Source organism: Enterobacter cloacae complex sp. HYC080_NIDB (genome assembly GCF_056673325.1).
This window is the reverse complement of record NZ_CP114212.1, coordinates 1,931,159-1,955,803: the sequence shown is the minus strand read 5'-3', so window position 1 is coordinate 1,955,803 and position 24,645 is coordinate 1,931,159. Positions and strand designations below refer to the sequence as shown.

At 51.6% G+C, this 24,645-nt stretch carries 23 protein-coding genes and 3 pseudogenes; 5 read left to right on the top strand and 21 right to left on the bottom strand.

Annotated elements, in window-relative coordinates; all coding sequences use genetic code 11:
* Window positions 1-105: 105 nt before the first annotated feature.
* Complete coding sequence (gene prs / locus O1723_RS09260; protein ID WP_003856663.1) at window positions 106-1,053, top strand: ribose-phosphate diphosphokinase; 948 nt, start codon at window positions 106-108, stop codon at window positions 1,051-1,053.
* 124 nt (window positions 1,054-1,177) lie between these two features.
* Window positions 1,178-2,857, top strand: coding sequence for a C4-dicarboxylic acid transporter DauA (gene dauA, locus O1723_RS09255; protein WP_014884198.1), 1,680 nt, complete (start codon window positions 1,178-1,180; stop codon window positions 2,855-2,857).
* Here the strand turns inward: dauA and O1723_RS09250 are convergent.
* Together O1723_RS09250 and ychH are read right to left on the bottom strand one after the other, a co-directional pair.
* Window positions 2,843-3,901: a MerR family transcriptional regulator gene (locus O1723_RS09250; RefSeq protein ID WP_014884199.1), complete on the bottom strand. Its 1,059-nt coding sequence runs from the start codon at window positions 3,899-3,901 to the stop codon at window positions 2,843-2,845. The genes dauA and O1723_RS09250 overlap by 15 nt on opposite strands.
* A 120-nt stretch (window positions 3,902-4,021) precedes the next feature.
* Entirely contained in the window at window positions 4,022-4,297 is a 276-nt protein-coding gene (gene ychH, locus O1723_RS09245; RefSeq protein ID WP_008499505.1) for a stress-induced protein YchH, read from the bottom strand.
* Window positions 4,298-4,571: 274 nt separating this feature from the next.
* Between ychH and pth the strand changes: the two genes are divergently transcribed.
* Entirely contained in the window at window positions 4,572-5,156 is a 585-nt protein-coding gene (pth, locus tag O1723_RS09240) for an aminoacyl-tRNA hydrolase (RefSeq protein ID WP_014884200.1), read from the top strand.
* 126 nt (window positions 5,157-5,282) lie between these two features.
* Window positions 5,283-6,377 (top strand): redox-regulated ATPase YchF, encoded by a 1,095-nt coding sequence (ychF, locus tag O1723_RS09235; protein ID WP_010432886.1) that lies wholly within the window; start codon window positions 5,283-5,285, stop codon window positions 6,375-6,377.
* 53 nt (window positions 6,378-6,430) lie between these two features.
* Here ychF and O1723_RS09230 read toward each other — a convergent pair whose 3' ends face one another.
* The 4 genes and pseudogenes from O1723_RS09230 to O1723_RS09215 all read right to left on the bottom strand — a co-directional run.
* Window positions 6,431-6,724, bottom strand: a complete 294-nt coding sequence (locus O1723_RS09230) for a YciI family protein (RefSeq protein ID WP_014884201.1) — start codon at window positions 6,722-6,724, stop codon at window positions 6,431-6,433.
* A 747-nt stretch (window positions 6,725-7,471) separates the two neighbouring features.
* Window positions 7,472-7,699 (bottom strand): hypothetical protein, encoded by a 228-nt coding sequence (locus O1723_RS09225; protein ID WP_014884202.1) that lies wholly within the window; start codon window positions 7,697-7,699, stop codon window positions 7,472-7,474.
* Between the two features lie 503 nt (window positions 7,700-8,202).
* The gene (locus O1723_RS09220) at window positions 8,203-8,463 is read right to left on the bottom strand and encodes a hypothetical protein (protein WP_014884203.1); all 261 of its coding nucleotides are present in this window, start codon (window positions 8,461-8,463) and stop codon (window positions 8,203-8,205) included.
* Window positions 8,460-9,923: pseudogene (locus O1723_RS09215) on the bottom strand (RHS repeat domain-containing protein); the annotation flags it as partial. The gene O1723_RS09220 and the pseudogene O1723_RS09215, both read right to left, overlap by 4 nt.
* A gap of 2 nt (window positions 9,924-9,925) precedes the next feature.
* Here O1723_RS09215 and O1723_RS09210 point away from each other — a divergent pair.
* Window positions 9,926-10,027, top strand: a pseudogene (locus O1723_RS09210) (DUF933 domain-containing protein); the annotation flags it as partial.
* A gap of 51 nt (window positions 10,028-10,078) precedes the next feature.
* On the opposite strand, the pseudogene O1723_RS09205 reads toward O1723_RS09210, so the two are convergent.
* From O1723_RS09205 to O1723_RS09135, 15 genes and pseudogenes are all read right to left on the bottom strand, one after another.
* Window positions 10,079-10,371 (bottom strand): annotated as a pseudogene (locus O1723_RS09205) (YciI family protein).
* Window positions 10,372-10,470: 99 nt separating this feature from the next.
* Window positions 10,471-10,836 carry a hypothetical protein gene (locus O1723_RS09200; protein ID WP_014884206.1) on the bottom strand — a complete coding sequence of 122 codons (366 nt, stop codon included), beginning with the start codon at window positions 10,834-10,836 and terminating at the stop codon, window positions 10,471-10,473.
* Window positions 10,837-10,852: 16 nt separating this feature from the next.
* Entirely contained in the window at window positions 10,853-11,233 is a 381-nt protein-coding gene (locus tag O1723_RS09195; RefSeq protein WP_014884207.1) for a hypothetical protein, read from the bottom strand.
* A 79-nt stretch (window positions 11,234-11,312) separates the two neighbouring features.
* Window positions 11,313-11,795, bottom strand: coding sequence for a hypothetical protein (locus tag O1723_RS09190; protein ID WP_014884208.1), 483 nt, complete (start codon window positions 11,793-11,795; stop codon window positions 11,313-11,315).
* A 26-nt stretch (window positions 11,796-11,821) separates the two neighbouring features.
* On the bottom strand, window positions 11,822-12,304 hold the full coding sequence (locus O1723_RS09185; RefSeq protein WP_014884209.1) for a hypothetical protein: 483 nt from the start codon (window positions 12,302-12,304) through the stop codon (window positions 11,822-11,824).
* A gap of 224 nt (window positions 12,305-12,528) precedes the next feature.
* Window positions 12,529-12,774 carry a hypothetical protein gene (locus O1723_RS09180; RefSeq protein ID WP_023337401.1) on the bottom strand — a complete coding sequence of 82 codons (246 nt, stop codon included), beginning with the start codon at window positions 12,772-12,774 and terminating at the stop codon, window positions 12,529-12,531.
* Window positions 12,774-17,249: an RHS repeat-associated core domain-containing protein gene (locus O1723_RS09175; RefSeq protein WP_479983872.1), complete on the bottom strand. Its 4,476-nt coding sequence runs from the start codon at window positions 17,247-17,249 to the stop codon at window positions 12,774-12,776. The genes O1723_RS09180 and O1723_RS09175 overlap by 1 nt, the downstream gene beginning before the upstream one ends.
* Before the next feature lie 3 nt (window positions 17,250-17,252).
* Window positions 17,253-17,693, bottom strand: coding sequence for a DcrB-related protein (locus O1723_RS09170; protein WP_014884212.1), 441 nt, complete (start codon window positions 17,691-17,693; stop codon window positions 17,253-17,255).
* 76 nt (window positions 17,694-17,769) lie between these two features.
* Window positions 17,770-18,846: a hypothetical protein gene (locus O1723_RS09165; protein ID WP_014884213.1), complete on the bottom strand. Its 1,077-nt coding sequence runs from the start codon at window positions 18,844-18,846 to the stop codon at window positions 17,770-17,772.
* Between the two features lie 3 nt (window positions 18,847-18,849).
* Complete coding sequence (locus tag O1723_RS09160) at window positions 18,850-19,404, bottom strand: hypothetical protein (protein ID WP_325824662.1); 555 nt, start codon at window positions 19,402-19,404, stop codon at window positions 18,850-18,852.
* A 76-nt stretch (window positions 19,405-19,480) separates the two neighbouring features.
* Window positions 19,481-19,975 carry a hypothetical protein gene (locus O1723_RS09155; protein WP_226862208.1) on the bottom strand — a complete coding sequence of 165 codons (495 nt, stop codon included), beginning with the start codon at window positions 19,973-19,975 and terminating at the stop codon, window positions 19,481-19,483.
* Complete coding sequence (locus tag O1723_RS09150) at window positions 19,968-21,890, bottom strand: type VI secretion system Vgr family protein (protein ID WP_023337403.1); 1,923 nt, start codon at window positions 21,888-21,890, stop codon at window positions 19,968-19,970. The genes O1723_RS09155 and O1723_RS09150 overlap by 8 nt, the downstream gene beginning before the upstream one ends.
* Before the next feature lie 71 nt (window positions 21,891-21,961).
* Window positions 21,962-22,414 carry a hypothetical protein gene (locus tag O1723_RS09145; RefSeq protein WP_014884217.1) on the bottom strand — a complete coding sequence of 151 codons (453 nt, stop codon included), beginning with the start codon at window positions 22,412-22,414 and terminating at the stop codon, window positions 21,962-21,964.
* Window positions 22,398-23,201 (bottom strand): DUF8093 domain-containing protein, encoded by an 804-nt coding sequence (locus O1723_RS09140; protein WP_014884218.1) that lies wholly within the window; start codon window positions 23,199-23,201, stop codon window positions 22,398-22,400. Before O1723_RS09140 ends, O1723_RS09145 begins: the two co-directional genes overlap by 17 nt.
* A gap of 20 nt (window positions 23,202-23,221) precedes the next feature.
* A complete protein-coding gene (locus O1723_RS09135) occupies window positions 23,222-24,640 on the bottom strand; it encodes a serine/threonine protein kinase (protein WP_014884219.1) in 1,419 nt (472 codons plus the stop codon).
* Window positions 24,641-24,645 lie beyond the last annotated feature (5 nt).

Below are 24,645 nucleotides of genomic sequence, written 5' to 3'. Positions count from 1 at the left end.
CGTTGCATCGCGCTCTTTAATACACCGCCTGGATAGCCTTCGCCTGGCCCGCACAGTTTGCGGCGAACGCTATCCACCACTGGACGCATGCCTGAGGTTCTTCTCGTGCCTGATATGAAGCTTTTTGCTGGTAACGCCACCCCGGAACTAGCACAACGTATTGCCAACCGCCTGTACACTTCCCTCGGCGACGCCGCTGTAGGTCGCTTTAGCGACGGCGAAGTCAGCGTACAAATTAACGAAAATGTACGCGGTGGTGATATTTTCATCATCCAGTCCACCTGTGCTCCAACGAATGACAACCTGATGGAACTGGTTGTTATGGTCGACGCCCTGCGTCGCGCTTCCGCAGGCCGTATCACTGCTGTAATCCCTTACTTCGGCTATGCCCGTCAGGACCGTCGCGTCCGTTCCGCGCGTGTGCCAATTACCGCTAAAGTCGTTGCTGATTTCCTCTCCAGCGTCGGCGTTGACCGCGTACTGACCGTTGACCTGCACGCAGAGCAGATCCAGGGCTTTTTCGACGTCCCGGTTGATAACGTATTCGGCAGCCCAATCCTGCTGGAAGACATGCTGCAGCTGAACCTGGACAACCCGATCGTGGTTTCTCCGGACATCGGCGGCGTGGTACGTGCCCGTGCTATCGCTAAGCTGCTGAACGATACCGACATGGCGATCATCGACAAACGTCGTCCACGCGCTAACGTTTCTCAGGTGATGCACATCATCGGTGACGTTGCTGGCCGCGACTGCGTGCTGGTTGACGATATGATCGATACCGGTGGCACGCTGTGTAAAGCCGCTGAAGCGCTGAAAGAACGTGGTGCGAAACGCGTATTTGCTTATGCAACTCACCCGATCTTCTCCGGTAATGCGGTAAACAACCTGCGTAACTCCGTCATTGACGAAGTTGTGGTATGCGATACCATCCCACTGAGCGACGAGATCAAGGCACTGCCAAACGTGCGTACCTTGACCCTGTCCGGGATGCTGGCCGAAGCGATTCGTCGTATCAGCAACGAAGAATCCATCTCTGCAATGTTCGAACACTAATCGAACACGGCCGAAAAACCCGCTGCGGCGGGTTTTTTTGTCTTTAGGTTTTATTTGTATGATTAATGCCTCCTTCACCTGCCATTCATATGACAGATGATGCGCACTCGGATGATAGATAATTGTGAAAAACGTAGCCTCCTCACATGTTCTGCCCTTTCGCGCCCTCATCGACGCTTGCTGGAAAGAGAAGTACACCTCGTCACGTTTTGTCCGTGACCTGATTGCCGGGATCACCGTCGGCATTATCGCCATACCGCTGGCGATGGCGCTGGCGATTGGTAGCGGCGTTGCACCACAGTACGGCCTCTACACCTCGGCCGTTGCCGGGATTGTCATCGCCCTGACCGGTGGTTCACGCTTCAGCGTCTCCGGCCCGACCGCCGCTTTTGTGGTGATACTCTACCCGGTTTCGCAACAGTTTGGTCTTGCAGGCCTTCTGGTTGCCACCCTGATGTCAGGCCTTTTTTTGATTCTCTTTGGCCTGGCCCGCTTTGGCCGGCTGATTGAGTACATTCCCCTTTCCGTCACGCTCGGGTTCACCTCAGGGATCGGGATCACCATCGGAACCATGCAGATCAAAGATTTTCTCGGTCTGCAGATGCCTCACGTACCGGAACATTATCTGCAAAAAGTAGGCGCGCTGTTTATGGCACTGCCTACGGCCAACCTGGGCGACGCTGCCATCGGGATTGTGACGCTGGGTACGCTGATCGTCTGGCCTCGTTTAGGGATTCGTCTGCCGGGTCACCTTCCCGCGCTGCTGCTGGGTTGCGCAGTAATGGCAATCGTCAATATGTTCGGTGGTCATGTCGCGACGATCGGCTCGCAGTTCCACTATGTGCTGGCGGACGGTTCTCAGGGTAGCGGCATTCCGCAACTGTTACCGCAACTGGTACTGCCGTGGGACATGCCTGGCTCCAGCTTTACCTTAAGCTGGGATTCCCTGCGCGCCTTGCTTCCCGCCGCATTCTCTATGGCAATGCTGGGGGCCATTGAATCTCTGCTCTGTGCCGTCGTGCTCGACGGCATGACCGGCACCAAACATAAAGCCAACAGCGAACTGGTCGGTCAGGGGTTAGGCAATCTCATCGCCCCGTTTTTTGGCGGTATTACCGCAACGGCAGCCATCGCCCGTTCAGCGGCGAACGTGCGCGCGGGAGCAACCTCCCCCGTTTCGGCGGTTATCCACTCCGTGCTGGTGATCCTCGCTCTGCTGATCCTTGCCCCGCTGCTCTCCTGGCTGCCGCTTTCCGCTATGGCCGCGCTGCTGCTGATGGTGGCCTGGAACATGAGTGAGGCGCATAAGGTGGTCAACCTGCTGCGTCGTGCACCAAAAGACGACATCATCGTAATGTTGATCTGTATGTCGCTGACGGTGCTGTTCGATATGGTTATCGCCATCAGCGTCGGGATCGTGCTGGCTTCCCTGCTGTTTATGCGCCGCATTGCACAGATGACGCGCCTTTCGCCGGTCAACGTAGAGGTGCCTGATGATGTGCTGGTGCTGCGCGTAATTGGCCCGCTGTTCTTCGCCGCGGCGGAAGGCCTGTTCAGCGAACTGGAAACTCGTATCGCGGGCAAACGGATTGTGGTATTGAAATGGGATGCCGTACCGGTGCTGGATGCCGGGGGCCTGGACGCCTTCCAGCGCTTCGTACAACGTCTGCCGGAAGGCTGCGAGCTGCGGGTGAGTAACCTGGAATTCCAGCCGCTGCGCACCATGGCGCGCGCGGGCGTACAGCCGATCCCTGGCCGACTCTCTTTCTACCCTAACCGGGAAGCGGCGTTAGCGGATCTGTGATTCACCTGATGCGGAGAAACGTTTCTGCATCATTATCCCGATGGCCTGCTGGAGCCATGCAAGCACAGCAGGCGACATCCATGTTCCTTTCATCAGCTGCGGCTCCTGCTGCATGGCCGCGCGAAACTTTTGCTGGGTTTCCGGGTTTGTTCCCGCATACGACTGGAATAACGCCAGCCAGTTTTCAGCCAGCTTTTGCGCCTCCTCACAGGCAGGATCGATATTTTTCCGCTGCGCCTGATGCAGTTTCGCCACCAGCGGCGGCCACTCCATCATGCGGTCAAAATAGTGTGCCCTGGTAAAGGCCATCTCTTCGGCGGTGAGATACTTCTCCCATATGTTGAGCTTAGATTCAGCAAACGCCCGGGTAATGTAATCCGTCATCTCCGGCGTGATGCCAGTCTGCGCCTGCATTTGCGGCTCAACGCTGTGCATTTCGTTCAGCCGGGTAAGAAACTCCGGCTTGCCCGCCGTGTCCTGCTCCAGGCGTTCCATCCAGCGCGTCGCCAGCTCCATGGCTCGCGCATCCGTAACGGGGATATGTTGCTCCAGAAGTATGTTGGCCTCTGTAACCAGCCCTGACCAGATAGCCGCCAGTGCCTCCTTCTGCACCGCAAACGGCAGCTGCTGTAACTCTTCTTTGCTAAACCAACGATCGTACATATTCATTAACTCCAGCGTCTGTAGCCAGGATTCCAGATCCGGCGTCGCATCGTCGCGAAGCCCGGTGCGCAGTTCCACCAGCCGGTCGCGCAGCGTATGTATGCTGCAAAGCTGTTTATCCAACAGCGTGATTTGCGCATCGAGTAACTCGGTTAACGACAGCGACGCCTGTTCCAGAAAATCCCTGATTTCAGCAAGTTCCAGCCCCGCTTTTGCCAGCGTCTGGATCATGTGCAGACGCTGGACATCTGCCAGGTTGTAAAGCCGGTAACCTGCCGCACTTCTGGCAGAAGGCAGCAACACCCCTGTTTGCTCATAGTGATGCAATGTCCGCACGGTGATCCCGGCCCGTTTCGCAAGCTCACCCACCTGAATCAACATAATTGCTCCTTTTTACTTTGCCAGTGCACACACTCTGGAGCCTTACGTTACGTGAGGGTCAATACTACATGCAAAAAAAAACGACTCCCTTGGGAGTCGTTCGGTGTTCTTTATCAGGTACTAGCTGTGCTTATGCTGATCCCTGCGACAACGTTTATCATAATGGCGCACCCACCAGTATTTATCGCAGACTTCCTCATGTCCGCTCACGCGCGCCCCGGCAAGCCACAATACTGCACCGAGGAAAATGCTCAGTACCGCGCCATGCGCGAAGTATTGCGGGAGATCAAGCTGCGGCAATTGGTTTAAAATTGAATAACCCACGCCGACAACCATCACGAACAGCCCCAACCCCATCAGCACGTTACCGAGTAACGAAGCGTTTTTGCGTTTCATGTGTCACCTCCGGAACTTTGGGTTGTCAGGGGAAAAGCCCCTAATCCTTGTGTGTAAAGTATAGACAACGCCCCTTTTATGAGTTGCGTGAATGATCACATTTACGGATAACTCCCAAACAAAAGTTTACAAATAAGGCGTTGAACAGCTTGAAATTCTAATTGTTCAGATGAGTAATTATTCGACTTTCACCGTGACGATTGCAGAATTTTGTCAAGCGGCGCGCCAGACAGTAAACTACGCGCCAGATCTGGAACCCATTAGGAATTGAATCGTGACGATTAAACTGATTGTCGGCCTCGCCAACCCGGGCGCAGAATATGCGGCCACTCGCCACAATGCCGGGGCATGGTATGTTGATCTGCTGGCCGAGCGGTTGCGTGCTCCCCTGCGCGAAGAACCTAAATTCTTCGGCTATACCTCACGTATCAACCTTGCTGGCGCAGATGTACGCCTGCTGGTACCCACCACCTTTATGAACCTGAGCGGTAAAGCCGTGGCGGCAATGGCAACGTTTTATCGCATCAATCCGGATGAAATTCTGGTGGCTCACGATGAACTGGACCTCCCACCCGGCGTGGCAAAATTCAAACTGGGCGGCGGGCACGGGGGCCATAACGGTCTGAAAGATATTATCAGTAAGCTGGGCAATAACCCGAATTTCCACCGTTTGCGCGTAGGAATCGGCCATCCGGGCGATAAAAACAAAGTTGTTGGTTTTGTGTTAGGTAAGCCCCCGGTTTCTGAGCAGAAACTGATTGACGAGGCGGTAGACGAAGCGGTGCGCTGCACTGAAATCTGGCTGAAGGATGGCTTAACCAAAGCGACAAACCGCCTGCACGCTTTCAAAGCGCAATAATCCGCCCGATACGGCTTTTTTACCGCGCGTGATGCGGGTTACGTGTATAATAGGCAGAGTAATTTACTTTTCATCAATCGGTTATCGTTAACGGATTGATTATCAAGATATTAAGGTGATTTAGAAATGGGATTCAAATGCGGTATCGTCGGTCTGCCAAACGTGGGCAAATCCACCCTGTTTAACGCGCTTACCAAAGCGGGTATCGAAGCGGCGAACTTCCCGTTCTGTACCATCGAACCGAACACCGGGGTTGTGCCAATGCCCGACCCGCGTCTGGACCAGCTCGCGGAGATCGTGAAGCCACAGCGCATTCTGCCGACCACCATGGAGTTCGTTGACATCGCGGGCCTGGTAAAAGGCGCCTCCAAAGGTGAAGGTCTGGGTAACCAGTTCCTGACCAACATTCGTGAAACCGAAGCGATCGGCCACGTTGTGCGCTGCTTCGAGAACGACAACATCATCCACGTCAACAACAAAGTGGATCCGGCTGACGACATCGACGTCATCAACACCGAGCTGGCGCTCTCTGACCTCGACACCTGCGAACGCGCGATTCACCGCGTGCAGAAGAAAGCCAAAGGCGGCGATAAAGACGCGAAAGCGGAACTGGCTGCGCTGGAAAAATGTCTGCCACAGCTGGAAAACGCGGGCATGTTGCGCGCGCTGAAAAACCTGACGGAAGAAGACAAGGCGGCGATCAAATACCTGAGCTTCCTGACCCTGAAGCCAACCATGTATATCGCCAACGTCAACGAAGACGGTTTTGAGAACAACCCGTACCTGGACAAAGTGCGTGAGATCGCCGCGGCGGAAGGTTCTGTCGTTGTGGCGGTATGCGCTGCCGTTGAATCTGACATCGCCGAGCTGGACGACGCTGACCGTGAAGAGTTCATGGCCGAGCTGGGTCTGGAAGAGCCGGGCCTGAACCGCGTAATTCGCGCAGGCTATGAGCTGCTGAACCTGCAGACCTACTTCACCGCTGGCGTGAAAGAAGTGCGTGCGTGGACGATTCCTGTTGGTGCAACTGCGCCTCAGGCGGCCGGTAAGATCCACACCGACTTCGAGAAAGGCTTTATTCGTGCGCAGACTATCGCGTTTGAAGACTTCATCACCTACAAGGGTGAGCAAGGCGCGAAAGAAGCAGGCAAGATGCGTGCGGAAGGGAAAGATTACATTGTTAAAGATGGCGATGTGATGAACTTCCTGTTTAACGTTTAATTTGTTTGATCGAAAAAAATCCACGCCCTGGCGTGGATTTTTTTATTGTGGGGTTAAAACACATTTTCTAATAGTTCTGTTTTCATGCTGGGTTCAAAGGGAATGATTTCAACAGTCGCTAGCTTTAACGCCTGAAAAGGATCCTCGCGCAAGCGCTCTTCAAGAGAGGCAAGACTTTCACACTTAGCGAGAATGACCCCACCGTTTCTTGGGATCCGTCTACCGGATGCCAGGAAAATCCCCTCTGAATACCCCTTTTTTAGCCACTCAACATGAGCATGTATCGCTGCGTCAATCTCTTCGAGTGGTTTGATATAGGTTAAAATGACAATGTAAACCGTGCTCATCCTTTGCCTCTTAGCTCTGTTTTAAACCGCTTGTTGGAACTGCTTATGCAGCCCTCTTTTGCCACCGGTTATTGTTATCATTTTCTGGCGCTTTTGATGTTAATACGCAGGGCCCGATAGAGACAACGCGTTACGCTTCATATCACAGGAATAAAACCAATCATGCCAGCCGTTTTGCTTTTCCGCATAGCTACAGACTACAACCACTTCTTTTGACCGGTTGAATGTTAAGTAATAGAAAGCCGCACCTTCAGGAAGTGCAGACCAAAATAGTTTTTCGCCTGAGCATTGAAAATGGTCAAAACGGTTGGTAGTGGCTTTGGCTCAGTTAACGTAAAGACTAACTGGCGTGTTGAGTCGACCATTGCGAGATCTAAGCAAGGTATACTTATGCGTAAGCTTCTTGTACAGCATATCCACTCGAGCACCTCTTTTTCTTTAATAAAATTGAAGTCAGCGATCATCTTAGCTCTTAATAAATATTTTCATTTAGTTTATAAGAAAATTTCAGATCATCTCGATATGTTATAGTTTGAAGCCCGAAATATTATATAAAGCGTCACTTACCAAAGCGTTCTGGAGATGCCGAAGAGATTTGACTTCTTTATTTTTGAAAACGACATCGCAATTTAATTTAGGGGTAAGTATTTTATCCGAATAATAACAAATGTTCATCTTTTCCGTCCTAGATGATTTTGCTCAGCCTGTAATTATATCTTTTCAGAAGCAAGGATTTTATATCTCTAATTACGGCCCATAAAAATGCATCAATGTGTTAAGATCATCTAAATTTTGTTTAGTTGGTTTATTTTTCTCCATTTTATCATATTCATAAATTATTCCTTTCATAGGAATACCAGATTCATGATTAAGTGCTATATCCATTAATAAATCAATATCAGACTGTTTTTTTAAAGTGCTCTTTAAAACTTTATGGAGAAGTTTTTCAGCATCTTTTCTTTCTAAGAAATACATAACATATATCCCGTAACATTTCAATTAAGTAAATGAGTATCATTACCATCTTCATATACTAGCAAAATGCAATCTTACAATGATCTGAATATTTTAAAGTTTCATACCAAATTAAGAATAGCAGGATGAGTGAGTAGATCAATTTTTAGAATCAGTTATAAACCATGCTGGCAGCAATGGCCATGAGCAGACAGTTTTAGTACTAATCTAAATCAAGAACCACAAGGACAACAAAGCCTCAAAAGGACAGTGTCTATCATCATGGTTTAGTGTAGGAAGCTGTCAAAAAATGGGACAAGACTGCTTCGAAGGTTAATTTCGTCAGCACACAGGTGGATTGATTGAAGCTGGCTTCGGTTTTAGTACATTTAGCCGGTAAATAGTAATTCTTTTGAGTTCTTTTATTAAAAATTGTCTGTCTTTGTTGTCGGCGTGAGAATTTTAAAAACAGACAAATGCTTAAATATAGTCTCGAAAAAAATATTCCTTCTTTTTGTGAAAGATCACGGCGTAATTTTTTTGATATCAAGTGCGTAATTAACAACATCATCCAATAGCTTTTCTTCCCTGAGGGAAAAGTTTGCGTATTGAGACATTGCTCTGCATGTTGACAGACTTTCAACGACTTCAAATGGAATTTTATCTCCGAAATTTATTATCTGATCATAACGAGTTTGAAAAAAATTGGCCGATTCATGTTTGCCATTGGCATTAAGTTCAAAAATTATTTGTTCAAGTGCATTTTTTAAGTTATTTAAATTCATTGCCAGGGAACCCCTAAAGTTTTAACCACCCATGCTCTTGGAAGATTGGACACCACAGCCTGGTATCCCATCCCAGGATAACCTGCCCCTTGAGCTGCAGCAGGACCTTCACTCACCCAAGTTCCCTTAGGAACTTTGAACTCTGATACATTAGTAATATTTACACCCCAATCATGGCGAATAGCTAGTTTTTCTCGCAAAACCTCCTCGGGATTATATTTTTCATTTGTAAGCCAAGAAATTTTTCTTCCTGTTCGATTATTTACACCATGATATTTATAAAAAGTCTCATCTGTTTTCAGCTGCCTATTTTTATAAACGCTTTTATCAAATATTTCAGCAATTCCCCCAGGAAGTTGCGGCCCTGGTTTTTTTCCTGTACTGCATCTCGATAACCCCCACGGATCCACCCACCCCAGAGCATTCGGTGCATACTGGTAAAGGTTTATCCCCCCCGCCAGCCCTATCGGGTCCTGCTGCGTAAATCGTCCGCAGTCCGGGTCATAATACCGGAACAGATTGTAGTGCAGCCCTGTCTCACGATCCAGATATTGACCCTGCATGCGCAGGTTCTGAGAATATCCTGATACCTGCGTTTCGCTTTCCCGAAGCAGCTTGCCCCAGGCGCTGTTCACTCCTTCCCAGCGCACCTGCCCTTCGATATCCGTCATCCGCTCCGGCGTGCCGTTGGGCTGACAGTGGAACCAGAAGATTTCCGGGGCATCCACGCCGTCGATACGCGCCAGCGGATCGTAGCTGTCCTGATCGCTGTAGACGTAGGTCAGCGGCACATCCCCGTGCACTTCCTGCAGCAGGCGGAACCCCTCCCAGACAAAACGGGTAGTGACCGGCTTGCCGGTTGGCTGCCCGCCCAGCATCTGGCGACGCGTTTTGCTGATCCGCCGTCCGAGCGGATCGTAGCGGAAGTTGACCTGCGTCTGCGGTTTGTTGCGATCCCGCGGCTGGCTGATGACCTCCGTCAGGCGGTGCTCGCCGTCGTAGCGGTAGTGCCAGCGGGTCTGGCCGTTATCCTTCTCCACGGTGCGGCCGTGAATGTCATAACGCCAGCGAATGCCGTTCAGATGCGTCAGGCGGTTATGCGTGACCTTCTCAGCAGAGTCTTCCAGCGGGTTACCGGCGGCATCCCAGCGCCACTGCTCCTGTCCGGGCAGCGAGCCGTCCTGAACCAGCAGGCGCCCGGCGCTGTCATACTGCCAGCGGTACCAGCTGAACGGATTATCGTCCCGCTCTTCCCGCACCAGATTATTGCGGTCGTCATAATCCCAGCGGCGGGACCAGCGGCGCGGCGACGGGCGGTGAGCATTGCCGGTAAAGACGTCCCGGCGATGCAGTCGTCCAAGGCGGTCGTACTCGCTGCGGGTGGTCAGCAGCCCCTGGGTGCGCCTGGTTTCACGGTGGAGTTCGTCGCGGGCAAAGTCGGAGACCGACAGCTTATTGAGAACAAGGTGAGCAAGGCAAGAAAGAATCAGGCAAGATGCGTGAGAAAGAGAAAGATTACATCGTTAAAGATGGCGATGTGATGAACTTCCTGTTTAACGTCTGATTTGTTTTGAATGAAGAAAATCCACGCTTTAGCGTGGATTTTTTGGCGAGGTTAAAACACATTTTCTAATAGTTCTGTTTTCATGCTGGGTTCAAAGGGAATGATTTCAACAGTCGCTAGCTTTAACGCCTGAAAAGGATCCTCGCGCAAGCGCTCTTCAAGAGAGGCAAGACTTTCACACTTAGCGAGAATGACCCCACCGTTTCTTGGGATCCGTCTACCGGATGCCAGGAAAATCCCCTTTGAATACCCCTTTTTAGCCACTCAACATGAGCATGTATCGCTGCGTCAATCTCTTCGAGTGGTTTGATATAGGTTAAAATGACAATGTAAACCGTGCTCATCCTTTGCCTCTTAGCTCTGTTTTAAACCGCTTGTTGGAACTGCTTATGCAGCCCTCTTTTGCCACCGGTTATTGTTATCATTTTTTGGTGCTTTTGATGTTAATACGCAGGGCCCGATATAGACAGCGCGTTACGCTTCATATCCCAGGAATAAAACCAATCATGCCAGCCGTTTTGCTTTTCCGCATAGCTACAGACCACAACCACTTGCTTTGACAGGTTGAAAGTTAAGTAATAGAAAGCTGCGCCTTCAGGAGGTGCTGACCAAAATAGTTTTTCACCCTGCGCATTGAAGATGGTCAAAACGGTTGGTAGTGGCTTTGAGTCGCTTAACGCAAAGACTAACTGGCGTGTCGAGTCGACCATTGCATAGTCTATAAATGGCATACTAATCAGTATGTTACTTTCGCCACATATCCATTGAAGCCGGTCATTTTCTTTAATACAAATGAGATTTTCAATCATTAGTAAATCTCTACTTTTAAAGTTTGAACTGTTTCAAATCACCGTCAAAAAGCCCCACAAGATATACCCGGTATCGGGCTGGCTGCACTTCTTTATACGTTAATACAGTGGAAAACTCTTTTAAACACTTTGAACATGAGTTTTTCGAAACATCTAATTGGCTTTCATCATAGCTATATTTCTTATTTTCACTAACAAGCTTTACACCTCTCATTTTCTTAACCAAAAAGCATTTTACCTCTTCAGAGAGCGTGTCAAACTCATATGAGTTTACGACAGAGTAGACTATTACGCCCTCGCATTCAGGGCATGCTATTTTTGCGCCGTAATCTATAAAGTCATTATCAATACCATCCAGCACTAATATCTTCTTCTTCAGTCGATTAGTTAATTTCATTTTTATTGAGCCTTTAAGTTATTAATAGAAAAAGTAAGGCAAGAAGAAAATGAGGGATTTTATTAATTAATAACATTATTTATGTCAAACATTCCATTTGATATAAAAACCACAATCGAAGCTTTTTTTCATTAGACTGTACAACAATACTTCCCCATTCATGCGCCCATTGAAATCCATATGGGGGATTGGTAATTTTAAGCTTAGGCTTTGAGGTTATTTCACTCTCAACCCATGATGTCAAACGCTGCTGCTCATCCGATAAATTACTTTGACTTGCCCTTTTACCCCAATCATTTAGCGTTTTATAAAAACTTCCATCCTTACTAGTAAGGAATAATGATGGGGTAAAAGAAAATGCTGAAGGCCTTAGTTCCAAAATGAAAATTTGACCTTTCCATTTAACATTATCGATAGCGAAATAAAAAGAACCTATTTTAGTCAATGGCGAGAAGAACTTGTAAAATGCGGAATGTTTAAAAGTATCAACATCTTTTAATTCGATTGGGTAGTTGTTAATTGCTACAAATCCAGTATGAACATCAAGTTCCATTTCTAACATATCTAAACAACCTTGCCTGGAAGTGACTACGTTATATTCCAAACTATATATATCCCATGATTAAATGACTTTGTTTCATATGAGACTGAAACCCGCCCCCACTCAAAGTTCCACCTAATGATGTCTGTTTCCGTGGTATCAGGCGTGTCCAGGTTTAGTGATTCTTTCAGCCAATCAGACAAACTTTTCACTGATTCATTTAGCATGCGAATATTAGTTCGAGCGTTCCAATCATTTAATGCGTTATAGTATTGACTGTTTTTATCAACAAGATGAAGCATAAAAGGAAAACCATAGCACACTGTGCGTATAGTAACTTGAAATTCTTTGTCGAAAAACGCTACTGAGTCAACAAGGTAGTGATTAGGCATGGTTTTCTTTATAGCTTTGTACTTAACTAATTCGTAGTATAAATCACATTTACAAAAGCCTTCTTTAGTATCAATTTCCAAAGGCAAACCATCAAAATTTAGTTCACCTGTAATCGGTTTAAATTTTAATTCAATCATGTTGCCCTGTTCTACTTTTGAATGCCTAACACGAGATTGTAACTAAATCAACTACAATATGATGGCATCCATATAAAGAAGCATTTCCGCGTACAGATTACACGTGTTATATGCAAGGCTCACACTGCATTTTCCACTACGCAACTAAAATACACCTGCATCAATTATTGCATTACGCCACACCGTTATAACCATTTCAATCTAATCTACATGACAATAAATCCTTATTGCCAATGGTGTAATAAATCAATCCACATTTCTTTTTCTCCAGAGATAACTTTAATGTTATCCCTATTTTCTTTTACATACTGCATGTACGTTTCATAAATGGCTCTTATAGTCACGGTTTTTTCAGAGCGAGAACCTTCAATCAGAGTCATTAGTTTTTCTAAATAAATTAATGAATCCACTCTTTCGTTGAAAAAAACCTTGAGGTAATCGAGCACTTCATTATATGAATCGTAATTCATTATTCCTCCGGAAGAATATCAATTTTATCGAAAATAATTGTCCGTTTTTCTGCATGCATTTGTTCTACGCCCCCCTTTCCGTATTGCGGATAGGCATGCGTAAATTGTTCTAATGGTGCACCAATTTCATCTCCAAACATTCTTGGATGCCTCACTTGTGGAGTACCATTTTCGTAAAGTTGCAATGTATCAAACGTTCCTCTAATCCTTGCATCACTCCAAGAGACATCCGCTGGTAACGTCGGATCAACTTTATCGGGACCTTTTATCTGAAACGCATCACGAGCCGCTTTACCCGTTTCAAATTTTTCGAATCCAAAATACGTTACGGGCGCTTTTTTTGTTTCGAGAAGACCAGGAGCCCATTTATCTAAACTGCCATCGTCATTCAAGTATCGAACATAACGATAAGCAGTTGAAGGCATTGTAGCGCTTGGTCCCGCTGGACCGACATAGAAATCAGGTTTTGTTTTACCGCTACACTCACGGCTCAACCCCCACGGATCCACCCACCCCAGCGCATTCGGCGCATACTGGTAAAGGTTTATCCCCCCCGCCAGCCCTATCGGGTCCTGCTGCGTAAACCTTCCGCAGTCCGGGTCGTAATACCGGAACAGATTGTAGTGCAGCCCTGTCTCACGATCCAGGTATTGACCCTGCATGCGCAGGTTCTGAGAATATCCTGATACCTGCGTTTCGCTTTCCCGCAGCAGCTTGCCCCAGGCGCTGTTCACCGCGTCCCAGCGCACCTGCCCTTCGATATCCGTCATCCGCTCCGGCGTGCCGTTGGGCTGACAGTGGAACCAGAAGATTTCCGGGGCAACCACGCCGTCGATACGCGCCAGCGGATCGTAGCTGTCCTGATCGCTGTAGACGTAGGTCAGCGGCACATCCCCGTGCAATTCCTGCAGCAGGCGGAACCCCTCCCAGACAAAACGGGTAGTGACCGGCTTGCCGGTTGGCTGCCCGCCCAGCATCTGGCGACGCGTTTTGCTGATCCGTCGTCCGAGCGGATCGTAGCGGAAGTTGACCTGCGTCTGCGGTTTGTTGCGATCCCGCGGCTGGCTGATGACCTCCGTCAGGCGGTGCTCGCCGTCGTAGCGGTAGTGCCACCGGGTCTGGCCGTTATCCTTCTCCACGGTGCGGCCGTGAATGTCATAACGCCAGCGAATGCCGTTCAGCTGCGTCAGGCGGTTATGCGTGACCTTCTCAGCAGAGTCTTCCAGCGGGTTACCGGCGGCATCCCAGCGCCACTGCTCCTGTCCGGGCAGCGAGCCGTCCTGAACCAGCAGGCGCCCGGCGCTGTCATACTGCCAGCGGTACCAGCTGAACGGATTATCGTCCCGCTCTTCCCGCACCAGGTTATTGCGGTAATCGTAATCCCAGCGGCGAGACCAGCGGCGCGGCGACGGGCGTTGGGCATTGCCAGTGAAGACATCCCGGCGATGCAGTCGACCGAGACGGTCGTACTCGCTGCGGGTGGTCAGCAGCCCCTGAGTGCGGCTGGTCTCCCGGTGGAGTTCGTCGCGGGTGAAATCAGAGACCGACAGCTTATCGAGGGCAATGCCGAGCAGATGCCCGCTGCCGTAGTAGAACTGTTTCAGCTCGCGGCCATCGGGCAGCGTGAGGGAGGTGCGGTTGCCCAGCGCGTCATACTCCCACGCCAGCTCGCCGTGTTCGCCCGCCTCGCGCGTCACGCGACCGAGCGCGTCATAGTCAAAGGCAAGCTCCTGCTCGGCCTCGGTGGTCCACGCGTCGGCTGAAAGCTCAGGATGCAGCCCGATCCGGCTTAATAGCCCGGACGGTGTGTAATGATAGCGAGTCTGCCCTTCCGGCGTGGTGCGGGCGACCAGCTGGCCGCTTGCGCTCCAGGCGAAGGCGTGGGTGATTGCCTCCGGGTGACCGGCGGCAAACGTGCGCGCTATCGTACGCCCGCAGGCGTCGTAGCGATACTGCGAGGCCACGCCATCAAGCCCTGTCTCTTCCAGAAGCAGCGAGTCCGCGCCCCAGCGGAACCGGTACGCTTCGCCGTTTTCGTTTTCCAGGGCAACCAGACGCCCGCGGCTGTCCCAGCGGCGGCGCACCTCTTCCCCCTGAGTATTGCGGGTGGCGGTTAAGCGCCCTGCGTCATCGTATCTGAACTCGCTTTCTTTTCCGTCAGCGCCCGCATGCTTCACCGGCAGGCCGCGCTCGTTCCATGCAAGTGACTCCGTCCAGCCTTCCGGACGATCGAGCTGTACCGGACGTCCTGCCGCGTCGTAGCGATAGCGCGTCTCTTCGCCGTCGGCGCCAGTCTCGGCCACCAGCCAGCCGAGCGGATGATAACGGTAGCGGGTAATGCGCCCGGAACAGTCCGTCGCACGTACCATCTGCCCGGCGTCGTTATACTCCTGATAGCGGCTGTTTCCGGCGGCATCGACCTCCTCAACCACCTGACCAAACTCATCCCGGTGCAGGAGCGTGGTCTGCCCCATCGGGTCGACCACGCGCTTCAGGCCGTGATGTTCGTCGTACCAGAAACGGGTCGCGCTGCCGTCGGCTTCGATAATTGCCGCCGGAAGCGCGCGGTGCTCCAGCCAGGTGGTGGTACGGGTATTGCCGTCGGCGTCGATCTCCTGCACCCGGTTGCCCATTTCGTCGTAGACAAAGGTAACGGCATTGCCGAGGGGATCGACGCGACGGGTCAGAAGTTCGTTATCATCCCACTCGTAGCGCCAGTTTTCACCGCGCTCGTCAACGTAACGGACAATCAGATTTTGCGCGTTCCAGTAGTGCTTACGCGTCTGGCCGTCGTCGTGCTCGACGGTCGTCAGCCCGGCGGCTAAATCATAGCTAAAGCGGCACCCGTCGCCGGTGCTGGTGCGGTTTTCCACCACGCGCCAGTGGTCGAATTTTTGCCAGCGGTATTCACTTTCCAGCCCACCTGGCAGGCGGTGCCAGACCATCAGGCCGCGGTCGTTATAGCGGTATTCACGCGTTACCACGCCGGAGGCATCTGTCGCGCTCGCCAGTTGGCCGCCCGCATCGTAGCGCCACTGCATCAGCGGCCAGGAACGGTTGCCATCGAAATGGCTCGCCGACGTCACGCGCTGCGGGAAACGTTCATCTTCATAGCGCAAAGTAACATCTATTGCCCGTGGCTCGTCGTGAAGACCAACCAGCCTGCCGTGCTCATCCCACGTCGTCAGCAGCGCGTTGCCGTATTCGTCGCTGAGAGATGCCAGACGCAGAACAGCAGGGTTTGCCCGGGTTGGTTTGTACAGACGCCACACCGCACCGTCGTCATCAGCTATCGCCACGTCGCCATTTTCATTACGGCGGATAATGATGCCTTCGCTGATGCTGTAAAACGCGCGGTCGACAGGCGGCAGCTCGAAGCTCAGCTCACGCCCGGTTTCGTCGAACCAGGTGGCGTTGTTTTCTTCCAGCGTCAGATAGCTGTCAAAGGGGGTTGCCCAGCCCAGCCCGAACAGCCCTTCGCGGGTGGTCAGGCTGTTATAGCTGCGCTGCCAGCGAAGCGGGAAGCGCCCCGGCAGCGAGAAATCGAGTTCATCGTCGTCATTCAGTACCTTTACGCCGGTGGCGGCGTGAACCGGATGCGAGGAGCCAAACACGGCATTCACGGCCATATCGGCCAGCATCCCGCCGCCGGCCGCCGCCAGCGCGCAGGGCATGTTTTTCAGAATCTTGCCCGGACGTCCGCGCAGCAGGGAGAGCGCAATCATCCCCAGCGCCAGTCCCGGCGTTTTACCGCTTTTGATATCGCGAACCGTAAGCGTGTCGCCGCCAATGATCACGTTCGGGGAGACATCGTCGGAAATGGTGCCTTCGCAGGTGGTGCGATCTTTCGCGCGCACCGCAGGCTGTCCGTTGATAAAGACGCTTTTGGAGCCTTCCGCCAGATACTGCGGCCCGGAGTGTTTTTCGCACGCCACCTTGTCTTCTTCCAGTGGCGAGGTCCCCGCCACGGCAGAGGCCACGCTCGGCTGCCACATTTCGCTGCCAAATTGTCCGGCGGCGGAAAGCAGCATCCCTGCGTAATCGGCAAAACTGCCCGGAGACTGCGGTTCAGGGGAAGGGGTATCCGCAGGCGTCAGCGTTCCGGCCGCGCGCGCGGCGGGGATCGCATTCGTCAGAACGTTATTCGAACCGGTGGTAATTTTGCCCGCAGGCGACGGAGGGAAAAGCGCATTGCCCAACCCTTCCGCGGCATTGCTGATATCGTCAGTGATCCCTGCCACGTTCGCCAGCACGCCGCCGATAATCCCGCTTAACAGACAGCTGGATCCAATTGCCGCCACGCCTGCTGCCGCGGCCCCCGCCCCCAGCAGTGGCGCCGCTACGGTTGCAGCAGCGCCAACCGCCGCACCGATCACCGCATAGGCGGCACCTTCCGCCACAATGCTGGTGATGTCAGCAAAAATGCTGGAGTGAATAATCTCGTCGCCCTTACGGGCCGCGTTGTTATCGCTCATGCCTTACACATTCCGGTTGTCGTTTAGCGTCAGACTTTGCTTAAGCGCGCTCCAGCGCCCCTCGTCCTCTTCGGTGAACGCTCTGAGTGCCGAGAGGGTAAAAATCATCAATACCGGTTTGCCCGGCGTCTGTACGGCCAGCTGTTTTTGCCACAGGCGTTGCCCGTTACTGTCGAAGGTGGTCTCAACTTCCAGCCCATTAATTTTTCCGTCAGGGCCGGCTTTTACATTCCGGAATTCGCTCTGAGCAATTTCGCCCATCTGAGGACGCAGCACATCCCACTGGCGGTGAAACTCTTGTTCGTAGTCACTGCCGTCCGGAATGACGCCGCGGCTGACCACCACGGATAATCCGCTTTCGTCATCGCGAATAATATTCATACTGTTATCCTGCCAGGCAGCAGGATAAAGGGAAAACGAACCTTCCTGGAGGGTGTATTTCATAAGTGAACTCGGGATGGTTAATATTGTGAGAAACAAGAAGGCCAATCCATGCTGGCCCTTTGGGCTGGCTGTTTTATTATTTACGCCATTGACCTGACTGTTCGACTAAAACCTGGCTGCCTTTGCTGACAACCAGTTTCGCGGGTGCATACGTCACGGTATAAACGATTTCGCCATTCTTGTACGTTGAGCCGATTATTTTACCTGCGGAGTCGCGCAACGTTTTTCCCCTTAAGGAGATCGTGCTGTTATCGCTTTTGCGCACGCCGAGATAAACCATCTGGGCACATTCGCTCTCGAAATGGCCGCACTTGTTTATCAAAGAAATAGCGAATTTTTCGGTTTCCAGTTTTCTGGATTCAGCGTGATGATCCGAATCGGCTTTATGTAATGTATAACGCAGCGGAGCATAATCATTGCCATGTTGAGGAGGCGTTACTAAACGCCATTCCATTTCATTCCCCTTTACTTCCAGAGCAGCCCGCCCACCTACACCGCCAAACGATGAATTGATCTCAACAGTGGCACGATTGCCAGCAATCGTACCGCTAAGATTACGCTCATCATCCTCGGGGCAATCAATGCGGTTTCCTTTCCGGGAGATATAGCAATAAGAGCCGGTGATACGGTTGCCTGACCGAGCTAACTGCAGGGTTAACGTCGAGTCGCTCTCGAACTCGCCTGCCCATACCCCGTCAAAGGCGAGTCCTGATTGGCTGTTCGATGCAAACTGCAGCGTATTGAATCTGGCAGCCCATTGCTGAATATCGGCATGAATAACCGGTCTATTATCTGAAGACTGGTAATGAATAACGTCCGACTCCGGAACCACCCAGGCCGCAAAGATTTTGCCGTCAGGATTGATGACCAGCGCTGACGCATTCTCCAGGTAGAGATCCTTTAGCCAGCCTTCAACAAACAATCCGCCACCTGTGGTGGTATGCGGTTCACCAAAGACATCAAAGTTATCAATAAAGGTTTGGTAATGCTTTCCTAGCGTCTTCCTGAGACTGTCTGTCACTTCGCTGTCGTTAACGATGCTGCTCACCGTATCAAGCTTATTGTATTGCGATAATTCAAGCGCCGATGACGTTTCAACGACGCCTGTCAATAAAGCGGTGAACAATGCGACTGCCAAATATTTTTTGGTCATAAATCACTCTGAAGTACCATTTTCGTAATTCATGGTTATTTTCACAACCTGACTGTCTATAACCTTAAAAGAGAGCAATTTCTTACCCAATTCATAGGAAATCCACTTCTCCCCGGAATCATTTTCGAACTGACCATCGCCGTACGCATTGTTCAGCTCTCTGATTGTTGAACCCACATGAACGCCACGCGGCGTTAAAATATCTGAGGCAGTCAGCGTAATCTGGGACACGATATAATCGTCAACGCTTCTTTCTGCTTTATCCCACCAGAGATTGGAACTGAATATTTCTAACCCAGCCTTTTGATGCTGGTAGAATTTATAGTTTGTTCCGTCAAAAGGAACTTCACCGACAAAATGGCCTTCCAACGGCACGTCAATTTTACGGGCAATATCAGGAGTCCATCTGTCGCCCAATGCGACAGGCTTGTCTTTAATCTGCACAGAAAAATCCCGTTTTGTCAGAACGGAAGGCATCACCTGAGCCAAAACCACATTGCTGCTCAGACAGGTAAACATCAGGGCAGAAAAAAGAAATACCGGAGTGTTTTTTTTCACGTTAATTGTCATTCAATGAATATTTATTGCGCTTCTCACCACTGGAAACCCCGTCAGGACATGGGAACTGTGTTTCTTATTCGGCGCTTATGACGACAGAATCCAGACAGTCAGGTTTTTTCACGGTGAAACTGAAGCTCACCTTTTGTCCATTAGTGTCTTTTGGCGCGGTATAACTGGTCACTTCATTCTCAGAGCGGCCTTGCGGATAGTCAGTGAGCACCAGTTGCGGAAAGTGCATTTTAACGGTATCAAGCGTTATGCATTGACCTGACGGTGAAAAATTCAGTAAAGGCGCCATGTCGCCGTTATCTTTGCTTAAACGTAAACCAATTTCGGTAATGCTCGCTCCATCATCCAGTTTGAAATCGTCAGCATTGTAGAAATTGATATATTCATTTTGTCTGGTGATCTTAAATGACAACGGCGCATTGCTTAGGCTTGTAACGGATAATGATCTGAGTGATGCGCTCATCCCGGAAATGAACTTCCAAAGATCCTGTTTCTGAGCGCCTCCTTCAGCCATTCCCGTAGTTAATAATGCGATAAGCACCGCACCGGCCTTACTCATCTTTTGGCGTAAATTTCGCCTGCACAGCCGCATCAATATCCCCTTTATGCCCCGATCCCGGTGCCGTAGTGCCCGGCTTGGTTCCCGAGGTATTCAGGTGCAGCTTACCGCCCGTGGTGATATAACCATCCCCTTCCACGAAGAAGTTAAACTCTTTACCGATCAGGTTAATCTTGCCGTTAGCATTCAGCTCAATGGCGCTTTCCCCTGAGACCAGCCGCAGCTTCGTCCCGGAAGCAATGACGTACTGCTCCACCGCCGCATCCAGCTTGCCTTTGCCGGTCAGGATCTCAGTCCCACCTTTGACGGCCTGCGTCTGGTTAGCTTCCACACGATGCAGTTCATTTTTCTTAACGTAATGGCTGCGCTCGCCACCGACGCTGTGCGTTTCATCGTTTTTAACGCTGGTGTCCATGTTGCGCTCGGCCTGGATCCACACCTGCTCTGCACCTGCTTTATCCTCAAAGCGCAGGGCGTTGGCATTGTCCACGGAGCCGTCCTTCGTGCGGCTCATAAAGCCCATCTGCGTCGCCGCCGCCGGCAGCGCCCACGGCGGCATGCTCGCGTCGTTGTACACGCGCCCGGTAATAATCGGACGGTCCGGGTCGCCGTTGATAAAGTCCACCACCACCTCGTCGCCGACGCGCGGGATTTGCACCCCGCCGTAGCCCTGGCCCGCCCACGCGCTCGACACGCGCACCCAGCAGGAGCTGGTGTCATCCCCCTTCGCCAGACGGTCCCAGTGGAACTTCACCTTCACGCGACCGTATTTGTCGGTCCAGATACTCTCGCCGTTCGGGCCCACCACCTTCGCCGTCTGCGGGCCGTAGGTGCGCGGCCACGCCGTGCTCTGCGCCGGGCGATAAGAGACCGACGCCGGGATGACCGTGAAATCGGTCCTGTGAACAGTTTCACCTTCGCCGCTGGCGTAACGGTTCTCTTCGAAGTGGTAGCCCGCCGCCGTCACCAGATACTCGCCGTTATCGCTGAAGAACGGCGCGTTGGTCAGGGTGAAGGTGTGGCCCGGCGCAATCCCCGCCGCCGTGGCGGTGGCCTGAATCTGCTGGTGCTCAACCTGCCAGCGCTCCTGGCGAATGCGGGCGTAAAACTCCGCATGCCCGGTCTCCACAAAGCGTCCCGGCCAGTCGTAGACGTCAATGCTGCCCGGCTTCGGCGACGCCGGGTTCTGCTGGGCCTGGAACAGCCACGCGTTCGGCTTGCGGAAGTCATAGTCGTCGAGGCTGTAAATCCCCGGCGTCACGCTGTCCTCCAGCGCCCACTGGCTGATGCCCTCTTCATCCGTACTGCCGCCGGACGGCGTCTGGTGGTAAGGAATGACCTCATAGCCGCTGAACGGCTGATGCTGGGTGGCGGCGTCGGTGAGCACCAGGGTGTGCTTGTCGGCCTCGTGGCTGAAGTGATAGGCAATCCCTTCCAGCTCCATCAGGCGGCTGATGAAGTCCAGGCTCGACTCCTGATACTGCACGCAGTAGTCCCACACCCGGTAGCTGCCGGTAAGTTTATCCTCCACGTTGACCTGATGTTCAGCCAGCAGGGTTTTCACAATCTGCGGCACCGTCTGGCCCTGGAAAATACGCAGGTTACGGTCGCGCTTCATCGGCCACAGGTCCGGCTCCACCGTCAGCTGGTACACCGCATAGCGAGTGCCCGTCAGCTCAACGGCGCTCACCGCCACGCGGGTAATTTTTCCGTTAACATAGCGGGACGTCAGCAGGTTCTGCGTCGGAATGGTCACCGTGACCGGCTGGCCCAGCAGTTTGCTGCGGTCAATGCGCGCGTCCGTGCCGAGCACGGTCAGCGTCAGCGCGAACGACTCGGACATCGCCTCGCGCCCCGTCAGTTTCCAGAACAGAAGCCCCTCCACCGGGAGCTGAACGGTAATTCGGTTGAGCATAATTTTTATTCCATCTAGCTTATGCGATTTAGAAAAGAGGTTCGCATCTACGCATCAGCGTCATTTATATATCAAAGTGAATGATTTCTTTTTCTTTTGCCCATTAAGTAAACAAGAGAATATATTTTTAGCAGTTCCGAGATAACGAACAATCCTAAATTTACCCAGACACTTGTAATACCAAACACACTTACCAAAAGTGGGAAAAAAGAAACCGAACATCTGAACGAAATTAGACGGAAAACTTCCTGAGCAAGGGCAAATTTAATCGCAACGTCTTTTCTCTTAAAAAACAACCAGGCCGAAATAAAAAGTGAAAGTAACAAGAGCAAATCAAATATAAAAAAGAGTGTTACGATAAAGTTGTAACCGCCTCCTGAAACTACATCTGAGGTTCCTGTGAACGCGATTAAATCTGAAATCAAGGGGATCCTGTCCTGACGAAGTGAGTTTACAGAATAAAGCAAAAGAGCCAGTACATCCATGCTTCCCCAGAAATACCATAATTTACTTTTTAAATTCATAATCCTCTTCTCTGACTCCAGGTATCCATTGCCATGATTTACCACTTACTGCCCAGGCATCATCACTCTCAAGGTATTTCTGATAAATGGATCGTTGTTCTCCGTATCGTCTGATGACCGATTTCTTAGATATAAACACGCGCGATTCTCCATCCAGATCTCCGGGTAGCGCTGTCCAGCGCTGAATTTTATCGCGCGACGTATTCATGTAATCTTTACCGTCCGATCCAAATACTCGTCCCTCATCCCCCATGCTCGTCAGTCGATTAATCGCCATAATCACAACATTTTTTGTGCCATGATAATCATCTTCAACAGTTTTCCAGTAACCCGGCCCGTAATTATTGGTAGAGGGAACGAATGAATCACGCGTTGGGGCTGGTTTTCCAAATAGAGCGACATTATTTCGGTAACGTTCGAGGACGTAATTCACAAAAGCTGAGTTGTAGATCGTCTCATCAACACAAAACAACTCCCCTGACTCAGAGATGAAAAAGGGATATAGGGCTTTTGTCCGTTGACGGTGATCTATTAAGACCACCTCCCCTGAATCAATTAACCGCTGTATTTTATTAAGATTTTGCGCATAGAGGGGATCAAAAACGGCATTAGGATTAAATTCGAAGCGATGTCGTAACGTTAAACCATCAATGCTGTGAAATGGATTTGAAACGCCTCGCACCACAACAAACTCACGCCCTACGTCGCTCCGTGCATAGACAGGAGAGACAATCTTTTCGAATTCCTTTGGACGAAGCCTTTGGCTTCGAAGATCGTACACTTCCATAGTATCTCCTGTTTAAATTCCTACGGATTCACCAGCCAGGTGCCCGGCTTGGCAATATCCAGCGTCTGGCTGCGCGTTTTCCCGTTGCCCTGCAGTTCAATCTTCACCTCACCGGCGGGCAGCTTGAGCGATGCATAGCCGTTGGTCGCCGGACGCAGCGCTTTTGGCTCGCCGTTCACTTTCAGCGTTTCACCGTCCTGGATACGGATATAGACCAGCGCAACAGGGCTTTCGACAGGCGGTGGCGTTTGTTGCGCCGTCGCCTGCTCGCTCACCTTCGCCGTTTCTGGCTTCACGTCTGGCGCGTTCGCGGCGGTTTCCGTCGGACGCGTCTCTGCGGGTGCCTGCGCAGCCTGCTCTGGCGCATCCTTGCCACCGCTGAACAGCATCGCTCCGGCGACCACACCCACCAGCACGCCTGCGGCAACCATGCCCGGGATTTTGTAACGACGCCAGTCGAGTGCTGAAGCCGGCTTTTCCTCTTCCACCGGTACCAGCATGGTGCCCGGTTTTTTCGCCGTCAGCACATCGTTTATGCCCGCAACCGGCATCTCGATCAGCGCGGCGAATTCGTCGATAGACTGCGGACGGTCTTCCATGTGCAGCGCCAGCGCGCGGTCGATGGCCTGCAGCAGCGGGATGGAATAGCCCTGCGGCATAATTTCCACCAGCGGCTTGCAGGTATCCTGAATAGAACGCACCACGCTCACCGGCGGCGGAGAACCCACGATCAGGGTACGCAGCACGGCGCCGAGGGCGTAAATATCCGTCCACGGTCCCTGCTCGCTTTCGTTGTCGTCGGTGTACTGCTCAATCGGTGCAAAACCCGGTCGCAGCATGGTTTCCGTTTCGTCAGAAAGGTTACCGATGGTGCGGCGCGCGGAGCCGAAATCAAGCAGTACCGGCAGGCCGTTATCCTGGATCTGGATGTTATCCAGCGAGATATCACGGTGCAGATAGCCTTCGTCGTGGATGGTCTTGATGGCGCCAAACAGCATCGGCAGCGTGCGGCGGATCCAGGCCTCGTTGATCAGCTCCGGTTTTTCTTCGCGCAGGCGCGAAAGCGTGGTGCCGCTGTAAAACAGCGTTCCCATGTAGGCCGTGTCGTTTTGCACCCAGAAACGCAGGACATGCAGCAGGTTCGGGTGGTTAAAGCGCGCCAGCAGACGGGCTTCCTGAATGAAGCTGTTCAGGCCTGCGGAAAACGCTTTGCCAAAGCGCTCGCTGCGCAGCACCAGGGTCATGTCGTCGCCGCGCACGGCGAGCGAGGAAGGCATAAATTCTTTGATAGCGATAGTGCGTTCGAGCTGGTGATCCCACGCGCGATAAACGATGCCAAAACCGCCGCCGCCGATCACCTCTTTGATTTCAAACTCGTTGAAGCGGTACCCGACCGGGAGCGCGTTTGGGACAGTCCGATTGTTATCATTATCCGTCATCTTTT